General features: G+C 44.7%; 21 protein-coding genes. 9 read left to right on the forward strand and 12 right to left on the reverse strand.

Translation table 11 applies throughout. The features are described 5' to 3' along the window. Window positions 1–2: 2 nt before the first annotated feature. Together OH461_RS04005 and OH461_RS04010 are read right to left on the reverse strand one after the other, a co-directional pair. Window positions 3–824, reverse strand: coding sequence for a glucosaminidase domain-containing protein (locus OH461_RS04005; protein ID WP_270019330.1), 822 nt, complete (start codon window positions 822–824; stop codon window positions 3–5). After that, window positions 817–1,623 carry a hypothetical protein gene (locus tag OH461_RS04010; protein ID WP_270019331.1) on the reverse strand — a complete coding sequence of 269 codons (807 nt, stop codon included), beginning with the start codon at window positions 1,621–1,623 and terminating at the stop codon, window positions 817–819. The genes OH461_RS04005 and OH461_RS04010 overlap by 8 nt, the downstream gene beginning before the upstream one ends. A 421-nt stretch (window positions 1,624–2,044) precedes the next feature. Between OH461_RS04010 and potA the strand changes: the two genes are divergently transcribed. From potA to OH461_RS04040, 6 genes are all read left to right on the forward strand, one after another. Then, window positions 2,045–3,178 (forward strand): spermidine/putrescine ABC transporter ATP-binding protein PotA, encoded by a 1,134-nt coding sequence (gene potA, locus OH461_RS04015; RefSeq protein WP_270019857.1) that lies wholly within the window; start codon window positions 2,045–2,047, stop codon window positions 3,176–3,178. Continuing rightward, on the forward strand, window positions 3,162–4,019 hold the full coding sequence (gene potB, locus OH461_RS04020) for a spermidine/putrescine ABC transporter permease PotB (RefSeq protein WP_260258466.1): 858 nt from the start codon (window positions 3,162–3,164) through the stop codon (window positions 4,017–4,019). The genes potA and potB overlap by 17 nt, the downstream gene beginning before the upstream one ends. Beyond that, window positions 4,019–4,789, forward strand: a complete 771-nt coding sequence (potC, locus tag OH461_RS04025) for a spermidine/putrescine ABC transporter permease PotC (protein WP_270019332.1) — start codon at window positions 4,019–4,021, stop codon at window positions 4,787–4,789. The genes potB and potC overlap by 1 nt, the downstream gene beginning before the upstream one ends. Window positions 4,790–4,903: 114 nt before the next feature. Then, window positions 4,904–5,938, forward strand: a complete 1,035-nt coding sequence (locus tag OH461_RS04030) for an extracellular solute-binding protein (RefSeq protein ID WP_270019333.1) — start codon at window positions 4,904–4,906, stop codon at window positions 5,936–5,938. 174 nt (window positions 5,939–6,112) lie between these two features. Beyond that, window positions 6,113–7,150, forward strand: a complete 1,038-nt coding sequence (locus OH461_RS04035; RefSeq protein WP_270019334.1) for an extracellular solute-binding protein — start codon at window positions 6,113–6,115, stop codon at window positions 7,148–7,150. A gap of 107 nt (window positions 7,151–7,257) precedes the next feature. Continuing rightward, complete coding sequence (locus tag OH461_RS04040; RefSeq protein ID WP_270019335.1) at window positions 7,258–8,037, forward strand: GGDEF domain-containing protein; 780 nt, start codon at window positions 7,258–7,260, stop codon at window positions 8,035–8,037. A 42-nt stretch (window positions 8,038–8,079) separates the two neighbouring features. Here OH461_RS04040 and cobB read toward each other — a convergent pair whose 3' ends face one another. Continuing rightward, a complete protein-coding gene (gene cobB, locus OH461_RS04045; RefSeq protein ID WP_270019336.1) occupies window positions 8,080–8,811 on the reverse strand; it encodes a Sir2 family NAD+-dependent deacetylase in 732 nt (243 codons plus the stop codon). Between the two features lie 137 nt (window positions 8,812–8,948). Here cobB and OH461_RS04050 point away from each other — a divergent pair, with 137 nt between their 5' ends. Next, window positions 8,949–9,104 (forward strand): hypothetical protein, encoded by a 156-nt coding sequence (locus OH461_RS04050; RefSeq protein ID WP_270019337.1) that lies wholly within the window; start codon window positions 8,949–8,951, stop codon window positions 9,102–9,104. Window positions 9,105–9,157: 53 nt separating this feature from the next. Here OH461_RS04050 and OH461_RS04055 read toward each other — a convergent pair whose 3' ends face one another. The 9 genes from OH461_RS04055 to OH461_RS04095 all read right to left on the reverse strand — a co-directional run bounded on the left by OH461_RS04055 (window position 9,158) and on the right by OH461_RS04095 (window position 17,892). Beyond that, the gene (locus OH461_RS04055; RefSeq protein WP_270019338.1) at window positions 9,158–9,574 is read right to left on the reverse strand and encodes a hypothetical protein; all 417 of its coding nucleotides are present in this window, start codon (window positions 9,572–9,574) and stop codon (window positions 9,158–9,160) included. Next, entirely contained in the window at window positions 9,558–10,610 is a 1,053-nt protein-coding gene (locus OH461_RS04060; RefSeq protein ID WP_270019339.1) for a formate dehydrogenase subunit gamma, read from the reverse strand. The genes OH461_RS04055 and OH461_RS04060 overlap by 17 nt, the downstream gene beginning before the upstream one ends. Window positions 10,611–10,624: 14 nt before the next feature. Next, window positions 10,625–11,233 carry a formate dehydrogenase FDH3 subunit beta gene (gene fdh3B / locus OH461_RS04065; RefSeq protein ID WP_260258458.1) on the reverse strand — a complete coding sequence of 203 codons (609 nt, stop codon included), beginning with the start codon at window positions 11,231–11,233 and terminating at the stop codon, window positions 10,625–10,627. Between the two features lie 11 nt (window positions 11,234–11,244). Further along, entirely contained in the window at window positions 11,245–14,100 is a 2,856-nt protein-coding gene (locus OH461_RS04070; RefSeq protein WP_270019340.1) for a formate dehydrogenase subunit alpha, read from the reverse strand. Window positions 14,101–14,110: 10 nt separating this feature from the next. After that, window positions 14,111–14,308, reverse strand: a complete 198-nt coding sequence (locus tag OH461_RS04075; RefSeq protein ID WP_260258456.1) for a twin-arginine translocation signal domain-containing protein — start codon at window positions 14,306–14,308, stop codon at window positions 14,111–14,113. 70 nt (window positions 14,309–14,378) lie between these two features. Further along, a complete protein-coding gene (locus OH461_RS04080) occupies window positions 14,379–15,002 on the reverse strand; it encodes a TorD/DmsD family molecular chaperone (RefSeq protein ID WP_270019341.1) in 624 nt (207 codons plus the stop codon). Between the two features lie 11 nt (window positions 15,003–15,013). Next, complete coding sequence (locus tag OH461_RS04085) at window positions 15,014–16,675, reverse strand: 4Fe-4S dicluster domain-containing protein (protein WP_270019342.1); 1,662 nt, start codon at window positions 16,673–16,675, stop codon at window positions 15,014–15,016. Window positions 16,676–16,853: 178 nt separating this feature from the next. Next, a complete protein-coding gene (locus tag OH461_RS04090) occupies window positions 16,854–17,441 on the reverse strand; it encodes a DUF3306 domain-containing protein (protein ID WP_270019343.1) in 588 nt (195 codons plus the stop codon). Then, window positions 17,431–17,892 carry a DUF3305 domain-containing protein gene (locus tag OH461_RS04095; RefSeq protein ID WP_270019344.1) on the reverse strand — a complete coding sequence of 154 codons (462 nt, stop codon included), beginning with the start codon at window positions 17,890–17,892 and terminating at the stop codon, window positions 17,431–17,433. Before OH461_RS04095 ends, OH461_RS04090 begins: the two co-directional genes overlap by 11 nt. 260 nt (window positions 17,893–18,152) lie before the next feature. Here OH461_RS04095 and OH461_RS04100 point away from each other — a divergent pair, with 260 nt between their 5' ends. Together OH461_RS04100 and OH461_RS04105 are read left to right on the forward strand one after the other, a co-directional pair. Next, on the forward strand, window positions 18,153–18,977 hold the full coding sequence (locus OH461_RS04100) for a formate dehydrogenase accessory sulfurtransferase FdhD (RefSeq protein WP_270019345.1): 825 nt from the start codon (window positions 18,153–18,155) through the stop codon (window positions 18,975–18,977). A gap of 162 nt (window positions 18,978–19,139) precedes the next feature. Continuing rightward, the gene (locus OH461_RS04105; protein WP_270019346.1) at window positions 19,140–21,023 is read left to right on the forward strand and encodes a methyl-accepting chemotaxis protein; all 1,884 of its coding nucleotides are present in this window, start codon (window positions 19,140–19,142) and stop codon (window positions 21,021–21,023) included. Window positions 21,024–21,256: the final 233 nt, after the last annotated feature.

Consider the following 21,256-nt stretch of genomic DNA (forward strand, 5'->3'; position numbering starts at 1 on the left):
TATTATTCGATTTTGTTGGCTTTCCAATACTCATCATTGTGACGGATCATTGCCTGTAAGTCCTTGACGTATGCCTCACCTCGCTCAGAGTATTTAACTAAGCCATCGGTCAGAGCGAGTGCCGCATTAGTATCGTCCAGAGTTTGGCTGTTTTCACTGCGAACGAATCGAATCTCTCGCAAGGCATAGTAAGCTTTGTTACGGTTGACGTTCATAAAGTAGCGATGAATCGATTCTTGAACCGAACTAAACTTGGCGACCTCATGCTTCGCGCCTTCACTACGCTGCAAAGGGACAAGACCGCAGCCCTGCACGTAGCACCATTGACCAAAATAGTTGTTCGCCTGCGTAGCAAAACGCGATGTTCCCCAAGCGGACTCATTGGCTGCTTGAGTTAAAACCAGAGAAGCGGGTAACACGTTTACGCGATGTAGCATTTCACTAAGCCACGCTTGCTCGATGCCTTGCGCTGGTAGCTCGTATCGATACAGTTTACCGAGACGCTTGGCGTAACTGGTATCTTCACCCGTGAGTTTATTGTCTTCAAAGTGTTGAGCAATGCGCTCTAAGCGAATGCGTTCATTCATCACTCGCTGGTTTTCTAACGCAATGCCTGGGGTCAGGTAATCAAAAAACGCTTGTTTCTTTTGCTGCACATTTTGAATGGCTGCAAAGTCAGGCGCCGCGCCAACAGCGTGAGCAATAATTGAAGATTGATAAACCTCAGCAGGCTCATTAATCTCCAGTTTATGTTCATATCGGTAGTAACCAAATACAGCTACAGCAAGAGTGGCTGCAACAGCTAAGGATTCAAAGTTACGCATTAAATACCTGTGAGTCGTTATTGTCGTCGTCATCTTTAGGGCGATCGGTAGCAACAATTCTGAGCTTAATGCCAAACATATTGCGATAGATGATGCCCTTCACGTGGAAGAAGAATGGCAGCACGAAGATCAAACCTAGGCCGTAGAACATCGCACCAGCGACAAACATCAGCATAACCATGACGTAAATGCCGGCTAAAACGAAAATCTTTTTGTTTACCGCGCGCAGTGATAGCAGTAAGGATTGCATTGGTGGCACTTGTTTTTCGCAGATCAGTAAAATTGAGTTACTGAACGCAAGCGACAAATACATAGATAAAAATGGCAAGATCATGCTCGCTACGCCTTGCAGAAGTAGACTAAACAATGTCGCAAGAATCACTGGGATAGTGTATTGCAAGCCTTTGCCAATATGACGAGGTTTAGTGGATAAACCGGCAGAATGGCTCATCGCCATTAAACAAATGCCCGCATAAATGGGTGCACTCACTACTTCATAGCTGAAATTGGCAATAAATAGTGCCTGCATGATGTTTGGAGTTAATGCGCCAGATTCCGGTGACGTGAGCGCCGTTAATAGTACGGTTGGGTCACCGAGCTGCAATTTCAGTGCTACGTAGAAGATGCCCAGCTGAACAAACATCAACACAACGATGGCTGGAGAGAATGACAAAAAGTTCTTAATGGTGTGGCCCCACGCCTCACGGAAGATGTCGCCAGCCTTGAGTTCGTAGTCCCCAGAGATGGCGCGCTCGATACTGCCACCTAAGTTAAAGTCTTTTTCGATGTCTTTGTTCATTTTCGTTTCCGCGGCTTTACGCTAAGCGTTAAGCCTGTCATGTTGTTGATCAACTCAATCACTTGTACGTACTAAACGAGAGTACGATTTATTGAGTACAGCTAAAATAAGCGATTAGCCCTCTACTCTACCATCTATTATTGATTCGCGGCTTGCTTTATTGACTATATGGCTGATAATTAACCAATAAAAGCGCGACCTAAGCATCAATTTTTCGATGATCAAAGCAGTTGTTAGCCCGCTAGACACAATGTCTTTGGCATAAACACAGTATGGTAAAGAATGTTTACTTTTACCTGCAAAATTTTTTCTGTATCAGAATAAGAAAATGCTTTGATTTCACACTATTGGTGATTATGATGCGCGCCTCTATTTTGTGTAACTACAGGTCATTAAAATAATCGATTTGAAAATGACCGATGTGGGAGAAAAACAGACGTTGAACGCTAAACAACAAGCAGAACAACCAGTCATTCGTTTATCTGGTATTAGCAAGAGTTTCGATGGTAAGGAAATCATCGGCAATCTTAACCTTGATGTGAACCATGGTGAGTTCCTTACCATTCTTGGTCCATCTGGTTGCGGTAAAACCACTGTGCTTAGGATGATTGCAGGTTTTGAAACCGCGGATAATGGCGACATTATTCTCGATAATCAGAACGTGACTCAAGTTCCTGCTGAACAAAGGCATGTCAACACTGTATTCCAAAGTTACGCACTATTTCCTCACATGACTGTGTTTGAGAACGTTGCATTTGGTCTACGTATGCAGAAAGTCGCTACCGCTGAGATTGAGCCTCGCGTTATGGAAGCGCTACGTATGGTTCGTCTTGAAAAGATGGCTCAACGTAAACCGCACCAACTTTCCGGTGGTCAGCAGCAACGTATTGCTATCGCGCGTGCAGTAGTCAACAAGCCTAAGGTTCTTCTTCTCGATGAATCATTATCTGCGCTTGATTACAAATTGCGTAAACAAATGCAAATCGAGCTTAAGCAGCTTCAACGTCAATTGGGTATTACGTTTATTTTCGTTACTCACGACCAAGAAGAAGCACTTTCTATGTCTGACCGTATTATCGTTATGCGCGATGGCGTGATTGAGCAAGATGGTTCACCTCGTGAAATCTACGAAGAGCCTAAGAACCTATTTGTTGCTCGCTTCATCGGTGAGATTAACGTATTCGGTGCAACAACAGTTGAGCGTATCGACGAGAAGCGTATTCGCGCTCAAGTTGAAGGCGTTGAATGTGTTGTTTACTACGATAAAGACGTTCAAGCAGGCGACAAATTGCAAGTATTACTTCGCCCGGAAGACTTGCGTATCGAAGAGATTAAAGAATCAGAAGAGAAAGGCATCGTTGGTCACGTTAGAGAACGTACCTATAAAGGCATGACTCTGGACTCTGTGATTGAGCTCGAATCAGGTATGCGTGTCATGGTAAGCGAATTCTTCAACGAAGATGATCCAGACGTAGACCACTCTTTAGGTCAAAAAGTAGCGATTACTTGGGTTGAAAGCTGGGAGGTAGTACTGAACGATGAGCAACAAGATTAATCTACAAAACGCTATCATCGCGCTGATTGTAGGTTGGTTAACACTGTTCGTGTTAGTTCCCAATGTCATGATCATTGGTACCAGCTTCCTAACCCGTGATGAAGCCAACCTTATCGAAATGACGTTTACTTTCGATAACTACTTACGCTTAATGGATCCTCTGTACGCAAAAGTACTTTGGCATTCATTCTATATGGCGATTATCGCCACCCTACTTTGTTTAGTGATTGGTTACCCATTTGCCTACATCGTAGCGAAGATGCCTGAGAAATGGCGTCCAATTATGTTGTTTTTGGTGATTGTTCCGTTTTGGACTAACTCACTGATCCGTACATACGGCCTTAAAATTGTATTAGGCACACAAGGCGTGTTGAACAAGTCGCTGATTGCACTTGAAATCATCGATAAACCAATGCGTTTAATGTACACAGAAACCGCAGTAATGATTGGTTTAGTCTACATTCTGTTGCCATTTATGATTCTGCCGTTGTACAGCGCGATTGAAAAACTAGATCACACTTACCTTGAAGCAGCGCGTGACTTAGGTGCGAACAAAATTCAAACCTTCACTAAAGTGATTCTCCCGCTAACAATGCCGGGTATTATCGGTGGCTGTTTGTTGGTTCTGCTCCCTGCGCTTGGCATGTTCTACATTGCTGACCTATTGGGCGGCGCGAAGAACCTACTGATCGGTAACGTGATTAAGAGCCAAGTGCTCAATGCGCGAGATTGGCCATTTGGTGCTGCGACCAGTATCGCACTCACTATTGCCATGGCAGTGATGTTATACGCCTACTACAGAGCGGGTAAGCTATTGAACAAGAAAGTGGAGCTAGACTAATGGGACGCACAGTTAGATTTAGCTTTATGGCACTGGTATACGCGTTTTTATACCTGCCAATCATTGTGTTGATCGTGAACTCGTTCAATGCAAACAAATTCGGTATGAAATGGGGTGGCTTTACTACTAAGTGGTACGAAACCTTAGTGAATAACGACAGTTTGATGCAAGCTGCGTGGCACTCTCTGAATGTGGCGGTCTTTTCTGCTACAGCGGCCACCATTATTGGTAGCTTAACAGCGGTTGCCCTGTTCCGTTATTCGTTTAAAGGCAAAGGCTTAGTTAATGGCATGCTGTTTGTTGTAATGATGTCGCCAGATATTGTTATGGCGATCTCGTTACTTGCACTATTCTTAGTAATGGGTGCGCAGCTAGGCTTCTTTACCTTGTTAGTTGCTCACATTACATTCTGTTTGCCATTTGTGGTTATCACTGTGTATAGCCGTTTAAATGGCTTTGACGTGAAGATGCTGGAAGCAGCGAAAGACTTAGGCGCAAGTGAATGGGTAATCTTAAAACAGATTATTCTGCCATTAGCCAAACCTGCGGTTGCTGCAGGTTGGTTACTAAGTTTTACCCTGTCTCTGGACGACGTAATCATCAGTTCATTTGTGACTGGTCCTACGTATGAAATTTTGCCATTGAAGATTTACTCAATGGTTAAAGTGGGTATTTCACCAGAGGTGAATGCACTCGCAACCGTAATGCTGATTGTCTCTTTAGTTCTTGTTATCACTTCTCAGTTGCTAGCAAGAGAGAAAATAAAGTAGAATCGCGTTCAATTTCACTAAACAGAATGACATTTGTCATTCTGTTTTTCTATCTACTGCTGTTAATTCAATATTTTAGATGAAACAGCAACGTTTAGTTTGGAGCTAACGTCAATGAAAAAATGGGCTACTTTATTAGCTGGTAGTGCATGTGCGCTTTCTCTGTTCTCTGGTTCAGTGGCAGCGGACGAAAACAAAGAATTGGTATTTATGAACTGGGGTCCTTACATCAACAGTAATATCCTAGAACAATTTACCAAAGAAACGGGCATCAAGGTGATCTACTCGACTTACGAGTCGAACGAAACCCTTTATGCAAAGCTAAAGACGCATAACCAAGGTTACGACTTAGTAGTACCTTCAACTTACTTCGTGGCGAAAATGCGCGATGAAGGCATGTTGCAGAAAATCGATAAGTCAAAGCTGTCTAACTTCGACAACTTAGACAAAAACTACTTGGATAAGCCATACGATCCGAACAACGACTACTCTATCCCACACGTTGTTGCTATCACTGGCCTTGCGGTAAACGCAGATATGTACGATCCAAATGACTTCAACAGCTGGGCTGATTTATGGAACCCAGAGCTAGAAGGTCAATTGATGCTGATGGATGACACTCGTGAAGTGTTCCACATCGCACTGCGTAAGCTAGGTTACTCAGGTAACAGCACAAACGATAAAGAGATTGACGAAGCATACGCTGAGCTACAAAAACTAATGCCAAACGTTCTAGTATTTAACTCTGACAACCCAGGCGCGCCTTACATGTCTGGTGAAGTTGGCGTTGGTATGCTTTGGAACGGCAGCGCAGCAGCCGCTCAAAACGAGGGCATGAACCTTAAACTGGTATTCCCTAAAGAAGGCGGTATCGGCTGGGTTGATAACTTCGCGATTTCTTCTGGTGCGAAAAACGTAGAAGCGGCTCATAAAATGATCGACTTCCTACTACGTCCTGAAATTGCAGAGCAAATCTCGCGTGATACGGGCTACCTAACAGCGGTTGCTGAATCAAACGCGAAATTTAAGGATGTTGCGCCATTATTCCCATCTCAAGAAGATCTTGACCGTGTGGAATGGCAAGATGCGGTTGGCGATAAGACAGTGAAATACGAAGAGTATTTCTTAAAACTGAAAGCTGGCCAATAAACCATCTTAAATCTCGAAAATAGGCAGCATTAGCTGCCTATTTTCGTTTCCGGCTGATATAATTCCCGCTTGCTGCGTTTATCTTCACGATAAATTACTGTGTTACACCCCTACCTCAGAGAATATTATCAGGATTGGTAATATGCTGACTTAGGAATATAAAACGGAAACATAATGAAAAGTAAACTCTATGCAAGCGCGCTTTGCGCAGCCACTCTAATCGCAACTCCAGCGATGGCGGCTGATCAAGAACTGTATTTTTACAACTGGTCGGAATACATTCCAAACGAAGTTCTTGAAGACTTTACAAAAGAAACTGGCATCAAGGTTATCTACTCAACGTACGAATCGAACGAGAGCATGTACGCGAAGTTGAAAACTCAAGGTTCTGGTTACGATTTGGTAGTACCGTCTACTTACTTTGTCTCTAAAATGCGCAAAGAAGGCATGCTACAACAAATCGACAAGTCAAAACTGTCTCACTTTGCCGAGCTGGATGAAAACTTCTTAAACAAACCTTTCGATCCTAGCAACAACTACTCTATCCCTTACATCTGGGGTGCGACCGGTATTGGTATTAACTCTGAGATGCTAGACAAGTCTTCTGTTACTAAATGGGACGACTTCTGGGATAGCAAGTGGGAAGGCCAACTGATGCTAATGGATGACTCACGTGAAGTTTTCCATATCGCATTGACTAAGCTTGGTTACTCACCAAACACCACAAATCCAGATGAGATCAAAGCCGCGTACGAAGAGCTTAAGAAGCTCATGCCGAACGTATTAGTATTTAACTCAGACTTCCCTGCTAACCCTTACCTTGCGGGTGAAGTATCACTGGGTATGCTATGGAATGGCTCGGCTTACATGGCGCGTCAAGAAGGTGCGTCGATCGACATCATTTGGCCAGAGAAAGGCGCTATCTTCTGGATGGACAGCTTAGCGATTCCTAAGCAAGCGAAAAACGTTGATGCTGCGCATCAGATGATCGACTTCCTACTACGCCCAGAAAACGCAGCTAAGATTGCCCTAGAGATTGGTTACCCAACACCAGTTGCAGGTGCGGTTAAGCTTCTGCCTGAAGAGTTTGCTAACGATACAAGCATCTTCCCTCCTCAAGAGGTGATGGACAGCGGTGAATGGCAAGATGAAGTGGGCGAAGCAAGCGCACTTTACGAAGAGTACTTCCAAAAGTTAAAAGTTGAAAACTAAACGTTTACAATTTACACAAATTACTTAACAAAAGCGGCTTCGGCCGCTTTTCTTTTATGTGAACTTCAAGTAGCTTTAATGGTAGAAATACTTGTTATAGGTTCGCAATGTATAAGAAAAACCCGTACATACTGCTTATCAGCCTAATGCTCATCGTACTCTCCGTTATGCTTATGGTGAGCAGTGTTCTTCATATCGACTCCACTTACGATCTGTTCTTTGAAGCCAATACGTTCGCGATTCTGATTTATATCACCTATATCGGTCGAGACTACATTCGCCTTAACGCTAAGCTGAAAATCGGTGCCGCCATCTTGCTGTTTAACAAAGGCTACGATGTGTTCACCGAGTTAGCGGTGGTTGATACTTTCTTAGACCCATTTGAATTCTTAGATACCTTTCTAGAAGATGGCTTGATTCAGCTGGCGTTCTTGATTATTGCCTTTGGTCTGACTGAGATCAGTGCCAAATTGAGAGAGCAAGCCACTAAAGATGAGCTGACAGGTTTATATAACCGTAAAAAGCTTACAGCAACCGATTTAGACTGCTTTGATCTGGTTTATTTCGACTTAAATGGCCTAAAGAAACTCAATGATACCAAGGGTCATAAGGTTGGGGATCTCATGATCATTCGCTTTGCCCAGGTACTAAAAGATCAAGCCCATAGAGATGAGCTTATTGCTCGTGTTGGCGGCGATGAGTTTGTCGCCCTCACCCATCCTCGCCGTGGTCAAGAGTACGTAGAAGACATTACCAAAACTCTCGAAGGTGAACAGATTAGTTTCGCCTTTGGCATTCAATATGGCACTAAGCAGAACTTAGAACAGGCGTTAGAAAAAGCCGATTTGAGTATGTATCAAATGAAAAAAGCCTCTAAAGAGGCTTAATTCGATCTGATGGGTACGATAACAGTTTGATGCGTATTTGGTTTACGCGCTTTTGGCCTTATCTAATGCAAGTAACTCATTGACCAGTTTCGGTACTTCAATACTCGCCTTTCCGTAGCGCTTTTCTTCAAACTCGCTTTGCACCGCACTTGGCTCTAGATTAATTTCAATCGTGTGGGCACCATGCATTTTGGCATCATGAACAAACCCTGCCGCTGGGTAGACAACACCCGAAGTGCCTATTGATATAAACAGATCGGCTTTCTCAATCGCAGAATAGATATCGCCCATACGTAAAGGCATCTCTCCGAACCAAACAATGTGAGGACGCATTTGTGCAGGGATCTGACAACAGTGGCAAAGCTCACCGGTTTGGATGTCTTCGTTATGGTCTATGACTTGATTGGATTCGCTACAGCGAGCTTTTAATAATTCGCCGTGCATGTGAATCACATTCTCACTACCGCCACGCTCATGCAGGTTATCGATGTTCTGCGTGATAATAGTCACTGTGCCTTGCAGTTTTGCTTCTAGCTCCCCGAGCGCTTTGTGCGCAGCGTTAGGATGAATATCTGAGTGCTGCAGCTTATGACGTCGCTGGTTATAGAATTCTTGAACCAGATCCGGATCGCGCTCAAAGCCTTCTGGCGTCGCGACATCTTCAATTCGGTGATTTTCCCATAGCCCGTCAGAGGCGCGAAAGGTTTGTATGCCTGACTCAGCAGAGATACCTGCTCCAGTAAGTACTACAATATTTTGATAAGGGAAATCCATACACAATCCTTGTTAGCTGCGTTCATAATTAATATTAACACTGAAATAGAGACAACAGTAGCTGTAAGGGTTTAGACCATAGTCGTAAGCATAGGAAAGGTATGCGTATGAAAATATTCGGAATTGTGGCTCTATGAGTGTTTATTTTGTCGGCCTGCCAATTAACTCGGGTGGAAGGTGAAGTTGATGACGTCGAGATAAAAGTATCGACCAAAGATGAGGATCATCATAACAAAGATGGTGATTGGGGATTTTGCCCTCCCGGACAAGCGAAAAAAGGTCATTGCGGTTAGCGATAGCTAGTCGACTCATACCGTCAAAAAAGCCCCTTTCGGGGCTTTTGAGTTTATAGGTTTGGACCAGTTGATGGTCGATGAGGTTGGTCGTTTTTAAGCTGCTGCATGCCTTGATACATACGCACAAACCAAATCAAAATCGCCAATGCTGCGAACACCATACCAACAATGGGTATCACGTAAGCCACCTTGTCCAAAATCGGGTTATGGAACCAGTAACGCTCAATGCCTGCCAAAAGGCCATTTGAAGTTGCGATGGTCACAATCAACACTACGAAGAAGGTAAGGTACAAGAAGAAAGTACGAATTAAACCATAGTAGTGTGAGTTCACTACTTCGCTGTCTTCGTTCTTATCTAATCGATAACCTGCGTAAATAATCGCAATCACGCCAGAAATTAAGAAAGTAAAAGGCGTAAAGCAGCTAAGAATATACGCTACCCAAATCCCGTTATGAGGTTTGTTCATTGACCTCTCCTTTCGCTTCTTTTGTTGCTGTGATTGGCTCTGCGCCTTCTGCTTGCTTTGCTTTCACTTCTTCATACCAAAGGTCGTGGTGCTCTTTCGCCCAAGTTTCATCAACTTCGCCTGTCACCATGCCTTCAAGTGCGCCTTCCATACCAAACAAACCAATGTAGATATGGAAAATGAAACCACAGATCAGGATTAAAGCTGATGCCATGTGCACAAGGTTTGAAAGTTCCATATCTCGGCGTGTTTGACCAAAAATTGGGAAGTCTAGAATCAAACCACTTACCGCTGCTACCGCACCAAATACGATCAGTAACCAGTAAATGGCTTTTTCGCCACCATTAGAGAAACCAGCAGATGGATGCGTGCCTTTATACTTACCGACCATACCGCCCATCTTCATGAACCAACGTACGTCAGTCATGTTGAAGATAGATTTACGCCACCACTTCAATAGTACAAACGTCAGCAAAATAAAGAACAATGGGCCGACGTAGTTATGGTATTGCTTGGCTGTATAGATAATAAAGCCCCAAAACTCACTGGGTACGTAAGGTTTTAAGAAGTGCTTACCGTAAACCAGCATCAAACCACTGAATGCAAGGGTCAAAAAGGTAAACGCCATGCTCCAGTGCAGTGCGCGATCCCAACGAGACCAACGCTTCATCTTCTTACCTGTACGCGGTTTGCTTAGCATCAGCGGGCCAACGAGTACGTAAGCCATGATTACCAGTGCAATACTACCGAAAATGGCAATCGCGCCTGCAGGCGACATCCACTTCTCTTTTAATACAAACCAAGTTTCTCCCGGAGTACTGATAAGTACACCGTGTTCAGGAAACTTAGAAGTGGTATAGCCTTCTTGCCCTTCGCGGACTTCACGCCAGAAATCAGCGCCCGCAAGTTGAGTCATCTCTTTCTCGACTACTGGAGATTTGGCATCTTCAGCAGAAGCTGGCAGCGACAATGCCATACACAGCGCTGCCAATAATGGCAGCACTGCAAGAGATAGACGCTTAAACAGATGTGTCATACCTCTCTCCACGCTTAGCTTTTAGTCGCGTCGTATGAAAGATCTTCACCGTTTGTCCAACCCGCATTTTCAGCACCACGTTGAACCACACGTTGACGGAAGATCTCTGATACTTTTTCAGCATCACCAGCAAGCAGAGCTTTGGTTGAACAAAGCGATGCACACATCGGCAGTTTGCCTTCTGCGATACGGTTAGCACCGTACTTTTCACGCTCTTCTACTGAACCCGGCTCAGTTTCAGGGCCGCCTGCACAGAAAGTACATTTGTCCATTTTACCGCGCTCACCAAAAGCCGCTTGTTTAGGGAACTGAGGCGCGCCAAATGGGCAAGCAAATAGGCAGTAACCACAACCGATACAAAGATCTTTGTTATGCAGTACGATGCCATCTTCCGTGTGCTCGAAACAGTCAGCAGGACAAACCGCCATACAAGGCGCATCGGTACAGTGCATACAAGCGACTGAGATTGAGTTTTCACCCGGTTCGCCATCATTCAACGTCACTACGCGGCGGCGTTGAATGCCCCACTCTAATGCGTCATCATTTTCGTTTTTACATGCAGTCACACAGCCGTTACATTCGATGCAGCGTTTGGTGTCACATAGGAATTTCATTCGTGCCATTTTTTAACTCCTTACGCTGGGCGAATGTTACATAGGGTGACTTTGGTTTCCTGCATTTGCGTGACAGGGTCATAACCGTATGTCGTTGCAATGTTTGCAGATTCACCAATTACGTATGGATCAGTACCTTCAGGGTACTTATGACGTAAATCTTCACCCTCAAACTTACCGCCGAAGTGGAAAGGAATGAATGCCATGCCCGGACGAACGCGTCGTGTCACCATCGCTTTAACGTGGATACGACCTTTCTCTGCACCTTCAACCCACACCATGTCACCGTCTTTGAAGCCAAGATCGTTAGCATCTTTCGGGTTTACTTCCACGAACATCTCTTGTTGCAGTTCAGCAAGCCATGGGTTTGAACGGGTTTCTTCACCACCACCTTCGTACTCAACTAGACGACCCGAGGTTAAGATAATTGGGTACTCACCTGATTTATCTTGGTCTTGGATTGATTTGTACATCGTTGGTAGACGGTAAATAGACTCACTGTCATCCCAAGTTGGGTAGTCTGCGACCAGATCACGACGAGGTGTGTACAGCGGCTCACGGTGAAGTGGTACGCGGTCAGGGAATGTCCAAACTACCGCACGCGCTTTCGCGTTACCAAATGGGATACAACCGTGTTTGATTGCTACGCGCTGGATACCGCCAGAGGTATCGGTTTTCCAGTTTTTACCTTCTGCTGCTGCTTTTTCTGCTTCAGTCAGATCATCCCACCAACCTAGGTGTTTCAGTAGTTTATCGCTGAACTCTGGGTAGCCATCTTCAAGCTCACAACCCGCTGAGTAGCTGTCTTCTGCCAGTAGGTTGTTACCTTCAAATTCAACACCAAAACGTGCACGGAAGTTACCGCCACCTTGCGCTACTGGCTTAGAGGTATCGTAAAGGATATGCGTACCCGGGTGTTTCATTTCTGGTGTACCCCAACATGGCCAAGGTAGACCGTAAGTTTCACCGTGTGCTGGGCCACCCTCTGCTTCCAAAGTCGTGTTGTGGAACGTGTGCCAGTTTTGTTGGTGCGCTTTTAGACGCTCTGGGCTTTGGCCTGTGTAACCGATGGTCCACATACCTTTGTTGAATTCACGAGTGATGTCTTCAATCAACGGTTGGTTGTTTTCAACACGAACGTTTTTGAACAGCTGATCGGCAAAGCCAAGCTTTTTGGTCAACAGGTACATGATTTCGTGGTCAGGCTTAGATTCAAACAACGGCTCAACCACTTTGTCACGCCATTGGATTGAACGGTTTGATGCCGTCACACTACCGTAAGTTTCAAATTGAGTGGTTGCAGGAAGCAGATAAACGCCGTCAGTACGATCGTTCATTACCGCAGCCACGGTTGGGTATGGATCAACGATGACCATCATGTCCAACTTCTGCATCGCTTTTTTCATTTCTGGACCACGAGTCTGAGAGTTAACTGCGTGACCCCAGTAGAACATGGCGCGAATGTTGTCGTTCTGCTCAATGTTGTCTTTGTTTTCTAGAACACCATCGATCCAACGAGACACAGGGATACCCATGTTGTTGATTGGTTTCTTACCACGGTATTCTTTTTGGTCGAATCGGTTTTTGATCCATTCATGATCAACGCCCCATACGCCAGCCCAGTGTTTCCACGCGCCATCAGATAGGCCGTAGTAACCCGGAAGAGTATGAGATAGCACGCCAAGGTCAGTTGCACCCTGTACGTTATCGTGACCACGGAAGATGTTTGCGCCGCCGCCAGATTTACCCATGTTACCCAGTGCAAGTTCAAGCACACAGTAAGCGCGAGTATTGTTGTTACCCGTGGTATGTTGAGTACCGCCCATACACCAAACCACACAACCTGGGCGATGTTCGCTCAGTAATTTTGCTGTTTGGTAAACGTCTTGTTCAGATACGCCAGTGACACGCTCAACTTCTTTCGGATTCCACTTCGCCACTTCTTGACGAATTTCGTCCATACCGAACACACGCTGGCGGATGAATTCTTTGTCTTCCCATTTGTTGGCAAATACGTGCCATAAAATCCCCCAGATAAAGGCAACGTCTGAACCCGGGCGAAGTGATACGTAATGATCTGCTTTAGCCGCAGTGCGTGTGCGACGTGGGTCAGCAACAACAATCTTACAGTTGCTCTTCTCTTTCGCGATTAAGATATGCTGCATCGCTACTGGGTGTGCTTCTGCTGGGTTAGAACCGATGAACAGAATCGACTTACAGTTGTGCATATCGTTGAACGAGTTTGTCATTGCACCGTAGCCCCAAGTGTTTGCAACACCTGCTACAGTGGTTGAGTGACAAATACGCGCTTGGTGGTCAACGTTGTTGGTACCCCAAAGTGACGCCATTTTACGGAAGGTGTACGCTTGTTCGTTGTTGTGCTTTGCACTACCCAAGAAGTAAACCGAATCAGGGCCAGACTCTTGGCGAATCTTTAATGTTTGCTCACCGATTTCTTCGATAGCTTGTTCCCAAGAGAGCTTTTTCCACTTACCGTTTTCAAGCTTCATTGGGTATTTAAGGCGACGCTCACCGTGGCCATGCTCACGAAGTGCTGCACCCTTGGCACAGTGGCCACCAGCATTGAATGGGTGGTCGAATGCAGGCTCTTGACCTGTCCAAACACCGTTTTGTACTTCAGCGTAAATACCACAACCCACTGAGCAGTGAGAACAAATAGTACGTTTCACTTCAGTTTTTGCATCTGGATCAACCGACTTCGCTTGAGCTTTTTTGATCATGCCCGGCGCGAATAAACTTGCGCCAACCACTGCACCACCAGCCGCAAATGAAGTGTTCTTCATAAACGTACGGCGAGATACGCCAAGTTGGTTTTGTTCTTTGCTCACAGAATCGGAGCGTTTGACTAATTTCATTGGTTAGCTCCTATAGTGAGTCATAGTAGTCGCGAACATGCTGAGTTTCGCGATAGCCCGTCTTCTTCACGCTTTCTTGTTTAATATCTACAGTTTCTGAAGCGCTTGCCGCTTTTGTACCAGCGACAACCGCACCAGCTACGGCAGCAGTTGTTAAGCCTTTGAGAAGATCTCGGCGGCTTGAATTAATTTCATTATTATCTTTCATTGTTGCTTCCTTACCTTACGGTAGTGTTTTGGAGGCTTAAGCCCCTCTTATCGACGTGACGTCCGTGTAACTACTCGTAAGTAGTCACGTTTTTCACATCAATTTTTAAACTGGTTTTCGTACTTTGAACGTTTTGACTAAATTGGACTTGCTCGACCGTGGCAAAACCGCGCAGTAACGCCGCCACTGCTAAGTAAAACTGTGCACTTTTCGCTTGTTGGATTTGCTCGCAAAGTGCAACAAACCAAGGTGCAATGTGCTTATTGAAGAACACTTGCTGAATAGCTACATCTTCTTCGGTTAACGCCGCCATCACTTCAAACAGTGCCGCTATATGGTCTTCTGGTTCTTTCACTTGCTCATCGCGTTCTAGGCCAAGCAATTGAAGATCTTTGCGGATCTCTGCCAATGGTTTTTCCATCAGTGAACCCGTCAAATGCCATGATGCAAATGGCACCACTTCACCACGACCAATACCGATGAATAGATCTTGATATTCATCGGTAAGTTGTTCGTCATTTGTATTCAATGCCGCTTGCTTAAGTTGTTGCCATGCTTGCTGCATATCGCTTTGGCTTGGCTCGATATCAAGTTGAGTTAAAAACTCAGTAAGCTCTGAGCTTGGCTTTTGGCGTAAAAGCGTCGCCAGTAGTAGGTAGATGTCAGCACGTAGACTTTGTTGTTCTGGATTCACTACGCTCTCTCCTAATAGTTCAACTGTTTTGTTGGGTCATCCGCCATGGCTTCAAACATATCGATTACACGACAGTCTTCGCACATCGCAATGCGGTTAATTGCTGCTTCATCTGCGAAATGAGAGTGACCGCGTAACTTATCTTGCAGCATGTCAATCATAGACTGCGGCGCAAATGGCTTATGACAACGCACACATTCGGCGGCTTTTTCTTGATGGATAACTTGAGCAGTTTGACGCGCTTCTTTATCCCAGTTCATACGTGGAGTAAGCGTTAGAACCTGCTCTGGACAAGCTTTTGCACATAACCCACATTGAACACAATCTTGTTCAACAAACTTAAGTGAAGGTGAAACGCCATCAGTGTGGAGAGCTCTGGTTGGGCAAACCGCGACACAACTCATACACAACGTACAGTCTTTGCTCTCACACTCGACGTTACCATAAGGTGCGTTAGTCGCAAGCTCAACGACGTTCTCAACTGGAATACGTGAAATAGCCAGCGCATCTAATGCAGTAAATAGCCGCTGACGCTTATCCCCTTCAAGATCACCTAACGCAAGGTCAAATGACTCGGTGCAAAGTGTTGGCGGGCCTTCACGCAAAGACTCTAGGTAAAGAATGTCGATACACTCTTTTTGAATACCAAGCTGACCAAGCAGTTCTTGAGCCGTCGCCACTTCATTGCTAAGTACACGAATAATCGTTGCTGGCATAAAGCGACTTGCAGCGAACAGCACTTGCGTCGCTCCATTCACTAATGCCGCAAACCAAGTATCAATACCAATGGATGGCAGTTCTTCAACAACCACTGGAATAACGTTATCTGGCAATGCTTTAAGAGCCATTACGTTGTAATTTTCATGGCGAGAGCTGCATATCAAAACGATAGGATCAACACCGCCCGCTTTCTCATAGTTAGCTAGCGTGCGTTCAATGAATTTTTGCGTATCTTGAGGCTCAGGAAGTGCGTAATGAATCGCTTCGGTAGGACAAGCCGATGCACATGTCCCTACGCCTTGGCAAAGGTAAGGGTTGATCTCAATGCGATGACCAATTTTATCGTTCCCTTGACTAGAAAGTGCGCCAGCAGGACATGCATCCACACAACGGTCACAGCCTTTCACACCACGAGAACTGTGTGCACATAAGTCGGTATCTAGACGAAAGAATTTTGGCTTATCGAATGTACCCATTAAGGTTGGGATTTCTTCTAGAGCCTCAGCAAGCTTTGGATAACCACGACCAACAGGGTAATAACCCGGTACAGGTACTTCTTCTGTCATACAGCTATTGAGACAAAGATCGAGCACAATATCGAAACAGTCATAGTTAATGGCGGCTTTAGCGAGATTGCTCTCAACACCATTATTTTCAACAGTGACATTAAATGTGCCTAGAAAGCCGCTAACACTCACTGAGTTAGCAAAATAGAGTTGGCTATGAGTGCCCTGCTCTCCATCTGTCGAAAGGAGGGTTAAGCTGTGCATTTCGCTCAATTGTTGCGCAGCACTTTCGATGATAGCTGTAGGGCCGACAATTAATGTATTGCCCCCACTCTCATAGCTCACTGTGGGTGGAATAAGGTTTTTAAGCTCTACGGTATTTTCATACGCGTAAAGACGAGCTTTACCGTTATTCGTTGTTGCTTCTTGTAGTAATTGTTTAAGCATTGCTCAGTTCCAGATTTAAACCGGATTATGTTTACACCTGTTATAGCAATTGCTGTACCAACTTTTATTTATATAAAAATCAGTTGTTTATCGTAACTCTCTACGTTCTGGACATATAAAAAAGTCGATTGAGACAAATTGTCCCAACCGACTAATGAGCGAAATAGTCAAAATGTACCTATTTTTCGTGTGGTATATTTTGTCCCACTTGTTCGTTAAGCGTCGGTTGTTCGATAGCGCTTGGTTCATCAATAGTGGTTGGCTCAACCGAACTTGGTTGCTCTGCTTGAGGTTCGATGCTGCTGCTCTCATGCTCACTCTGCGCAGTATCTCGAGCTGGTTCTTCGGTCTCTTTTGAGTCAGCTTCTTGCGATTGATTTACCCAATCTCTTAACTGGCTTGCGATCTCAGATGACAATGATTTCACTTGGCTGTAGTCATGATCATAATCATTTAGTGCATCCACCTGATTAAACTCAGACATGAACAACTTACGCATCGCCATTTTCTTTAGATGCTGCTCTGTATCAGACGCAAGTAAAGCGCCTAAACTGGCTTCTGTTTCAGGCGCGTCTTCTAGGTGTGTTGAATCAAGATCCTCAACACGAGTATCGTTTGACTGCGCTTTATCTGAGATAAGCTCAGGCTGTTCAACATCAGAGGTTTGCTCTTCAACTTGTTGAGTTTCAGGGCTGTGCTCCTCTTGTGCCGATTCAGATTGATCTAACTTTCTTTTCGACCAACGAGAGAAAAAATTAGTTGCCACTCGCTCTACCTGCCCCTTTACGTTTCTTACGGCGTTGCTCTAACAACTCGCCGTGTCGGCCAATGAAGGCTTCCATCCAAGCTTGCACAGGTAATGGCATATCATTCGACAGTACAAGGTAATCGCCATCCATATACTGACTTGCAACACTTTGCGAGGCGGTCAGTGACACGATATTAACCTCGTCGCTGTCTTCTAAATTATCGAGCACAAGGAATAGCTTAGGCTGCTGAGAGCTTAAATTAAAACGATAGTCGGTACGCTCGTCTCGATGTAATTGAAGTAACCCCAGTTGCGCTGAATGCGCGTCTGGTGAGAGGTTAAAGCCTTTTAATTGCTTTTGTGTGGTCGTCCAGATTCCAGTGGTTATCTCATGGGCAACAATATCGCATTCGATAGGCCAAAGTTCTTCATTTTTGCTAAGTGGAATAGCTTGGTTATTATTGGGCATGGTACACCTACTTTTTCGTTATACTGACGTTGTAAGCAATAACTGTTCCTACTGTTGAGTTCAGTTTGCTTTGTTGCGGATTAGGTATATGAAAATGTAATGTTCATTTGGTCATGGGAATATCAACTCGTGACGGCTTGTTGCTAAACTATGATCAATACCAAAATCAGGAACGCTAATTGCTTAATGCTTGTTTCAATTGTAAAACACCTCACTTGTGTTGAACGTGTAGAGCCAATAACAAACTAATAGGAATACTCGTGGTTAAAGCCAATATTATTAAAACCAGTGAAAACCCACTACAGACCATTGAAGTTCAAGTATTCGATGAGTACGGGGAGAAGCTGACGAAGCAAATCGCTTGCGAGCGCCCTCTTACGGTGATGCTGAACTGGAAAGAAGTCGTGACTCTAATGACGCTAGGATCGCGACCAGAATCGTTAGTACTTGGCTATCTAAAGAATCAAAGTTTTTTATCTGATCCTGCTGCGCTCGAATCTGTCATTATCGATTGGCAAACCCACACTGCAGCGGTCATTACCAAAGAAAACACCGAGCATATTGAAGGTGCATTGAAGAAAAAGACCGTCACTTCTGGCTGTGGCCAAGGCACTATGTATGGCAACGTGATGAAGCAACTTGAGAACTATCAAGTGCCACAAACACCGCTTAAACAGTCTCAAATCTATTCAGCGTTAGAAGCATTAACTCACTTTAATGACACTTACAAAAAAGCGGGCGCTGTTCATGGCTGTGCGATTTGTAAAGATGACCAAGTGCTTTCGTTTGTTGAAGATGTAGGCCGTCATAACGCGGTGGATACTCTAGCTGGCGAAATGTGGCTTAACGAAGAATCTGGCGACGATAAAATTTTCTATACCACGGGCCGATTAACTTCTGAAATGGTGATAAAAGTGGCACAAATGGGAATTCCAGTGTTGCTTTCCCGTTCTGGCGTGACACAAATGGGATTAGATTTAGCAAAAAAATTCGGCATCACGACCATCGCGCGTGCCAAGGGCCTTCGCTTCCAAGTGTTTACTGGTGCTGAAAAAATTAAGTTTGACGTTAAAGGCCAACAGTAAATCTCTGCAAAGCCCTAATTTATTTAGGGCTTTATAATCGTTTCTCATTGTTGCAAAACCCTCCTCTAATGCTATTAGTTTAATATCCGCATCACAAAATTTAGTTATTGAAATAATAAAGCGGTTAATAACACCAACGTCATCAGCTAGAGGAATGTGCTCATGGTCGAGTCATTGAAACCGTCTAGAGCCTTACAAGGGCTCAGTATCCGCGCCAAACTGCTTTCGATTAATGCCGTTTTGATTATTGGCGTAATCTTTTATGGCATATTTGAACAAGTCAGCTTAGATAATCTCCACCGGCTAGAAGTCGCTTCCGTCGAAAACATGGCCTCCGAAGTTGATTTGCTCACCTTACGCAGACATGAAAAAGACTTCCTTGCCCGTCACGATACTAAGTACCACGACAAGTTTAATGTTACCTACGACAAACTCCTCGCTCGTCTAGCAGGACTGAATGCCACCATTGAAGAAAACGGTTTGCCTCTCGATGGCCGAATGAGTGTTATCTCCTCTACCTTGCAGCAATACCATGAAAAATTTGAGCAGATGGTCAAGCAAGTTGAGTATATCGATTCCAAACAAAGTGGCGTTTCACTGATCAATAAACTTTCTTATGCTCGAGAGCAGCTTAAACAACGTATCATCGGGATGAATGACCTAAGTGCTAAAGTCGCCCTGTCCGAGTTGTTAGAGAAAGACTTCCAATACATCGCTTATACTTCTGAGCAAAACGAGCTTACATTCTCTCAAGCGTTGCAAGCCTTCCAACAACAGTATGGTTACGCTGCACCTATCGCCTTTAGAGAGTATCAAGATGCGGTGGTGTCATTGTTTGAAGCAAACATAGTGCTCGGTTTGACTCCGAATCAAGGCCTTAGAGGTGAACTACGTGCAACCGTTCATAAAACCGAGGAAGAGATCCTACTACTACAAGGGGAACTTGAAACGGCCATTATCGCGGCATCGGATAGCGTAAAAAACCAACTTCACCTATTTGGAGCGCTGCTTGCCATTATTGTCTCCGGTTTGTTGATGATCATTGGTAAAAGTGTGATTCGCCGTATTCAAGACATCAACTCCATGATGCGCGATATTGCTAGCGGTACTGGGGATTTAACGGCACGTATGAATGCCACTGGCAATGATGAGCTTGCCCAGCTCGCCAACTCTTTCGATACTTTTATGGGCAAGCTGCATGGCCTGATTAAAGACGTGGCGAATGTTAAGAATGTTTTAACTGAGAGCTCATGCAGTTCAGAGCAAGCCGCTTCGAAAAGCATGAACAATGCCGAACAGCAAAAGATTGAATCTGAATCGGTCGCCACAGCGGTGAATCAGCTAGTGCAAACCAGCAATGAAATCACGTCTAATATTGAACATGCCGCAAGCAATGCGTCACGAATGAAAGAAGAATCGCACAAGGCGCTTGATATCACCCATACCGCAAGTTCCAGCATGCAAAACCTCGCGGATGACATTGCCAATTCACAAACCCTTATTGAACAGCTTGAAGAACAAAGCCGCGAAATCAACTCGGTTATCTCCACCATTCAAGGTATCGCAGAGCAAACTAACCTACTTGCGCTAAATGCCGCGATTGAAGCCGCGCGAGCAGGCGAATACGGACGAGGCTTTGCGGTGGTGGCTGATGAAGTACGCGATTTATCGATGAAAACGGATAACTCGACTCGTCAGATTGAAACCACAATCAGTAATTTGACTGACCGAATTCATAAGACGGTTAGCCTCATGGCAGAGAGCCAAGTGCAAGCGGAAGCGACCAAAGAAGATACTCAACAGGTGGTTGCTGCAATTGGCAGTGTTAATCAACAAATTGAAGACCTGTTTAACATGAATGCCCAGATTGCGACGGCTTCGGAACAGCAATCCATGGTTTCTAACGAGATAGACCGCAATATCACCCAAATTGCCGAACTGGCGAATGATACGCACCGCGAAGTGACGGGCTCTGTGAAATGCAGCGAACAGGTCAGCCAAGTTAGCCTTAAACTGGATGCGATAGTCGCTCAATTTAGGTACTAAATCTCTAAGCTTAGAAATGTTTGCTAGCGGGAGGTATTTGCTCCCGCTTTCTTAACCTTTATTAGATGCTTTCTTTAATCAACCCAGCGGGAAGCTCTATCTTATTATTGCCCCCCTACACTATTTGTAAACTGAATGTGATAATTATCATGCAACGCTATACCATTGATTTACTTAAATTGGTATAAAGGACGATGTCACATAAAAGATTCGCGGTTTAGTGTTTTTACCGT

This window comes from Vibrio sp. LaRot3, assembly GCF_027587025.1.
Classification (GTDB): Bacteria; Pseudomonadota; Gammaproteobacteria; order Enterobacterales; family Vibrionaceae; genus Vibrio.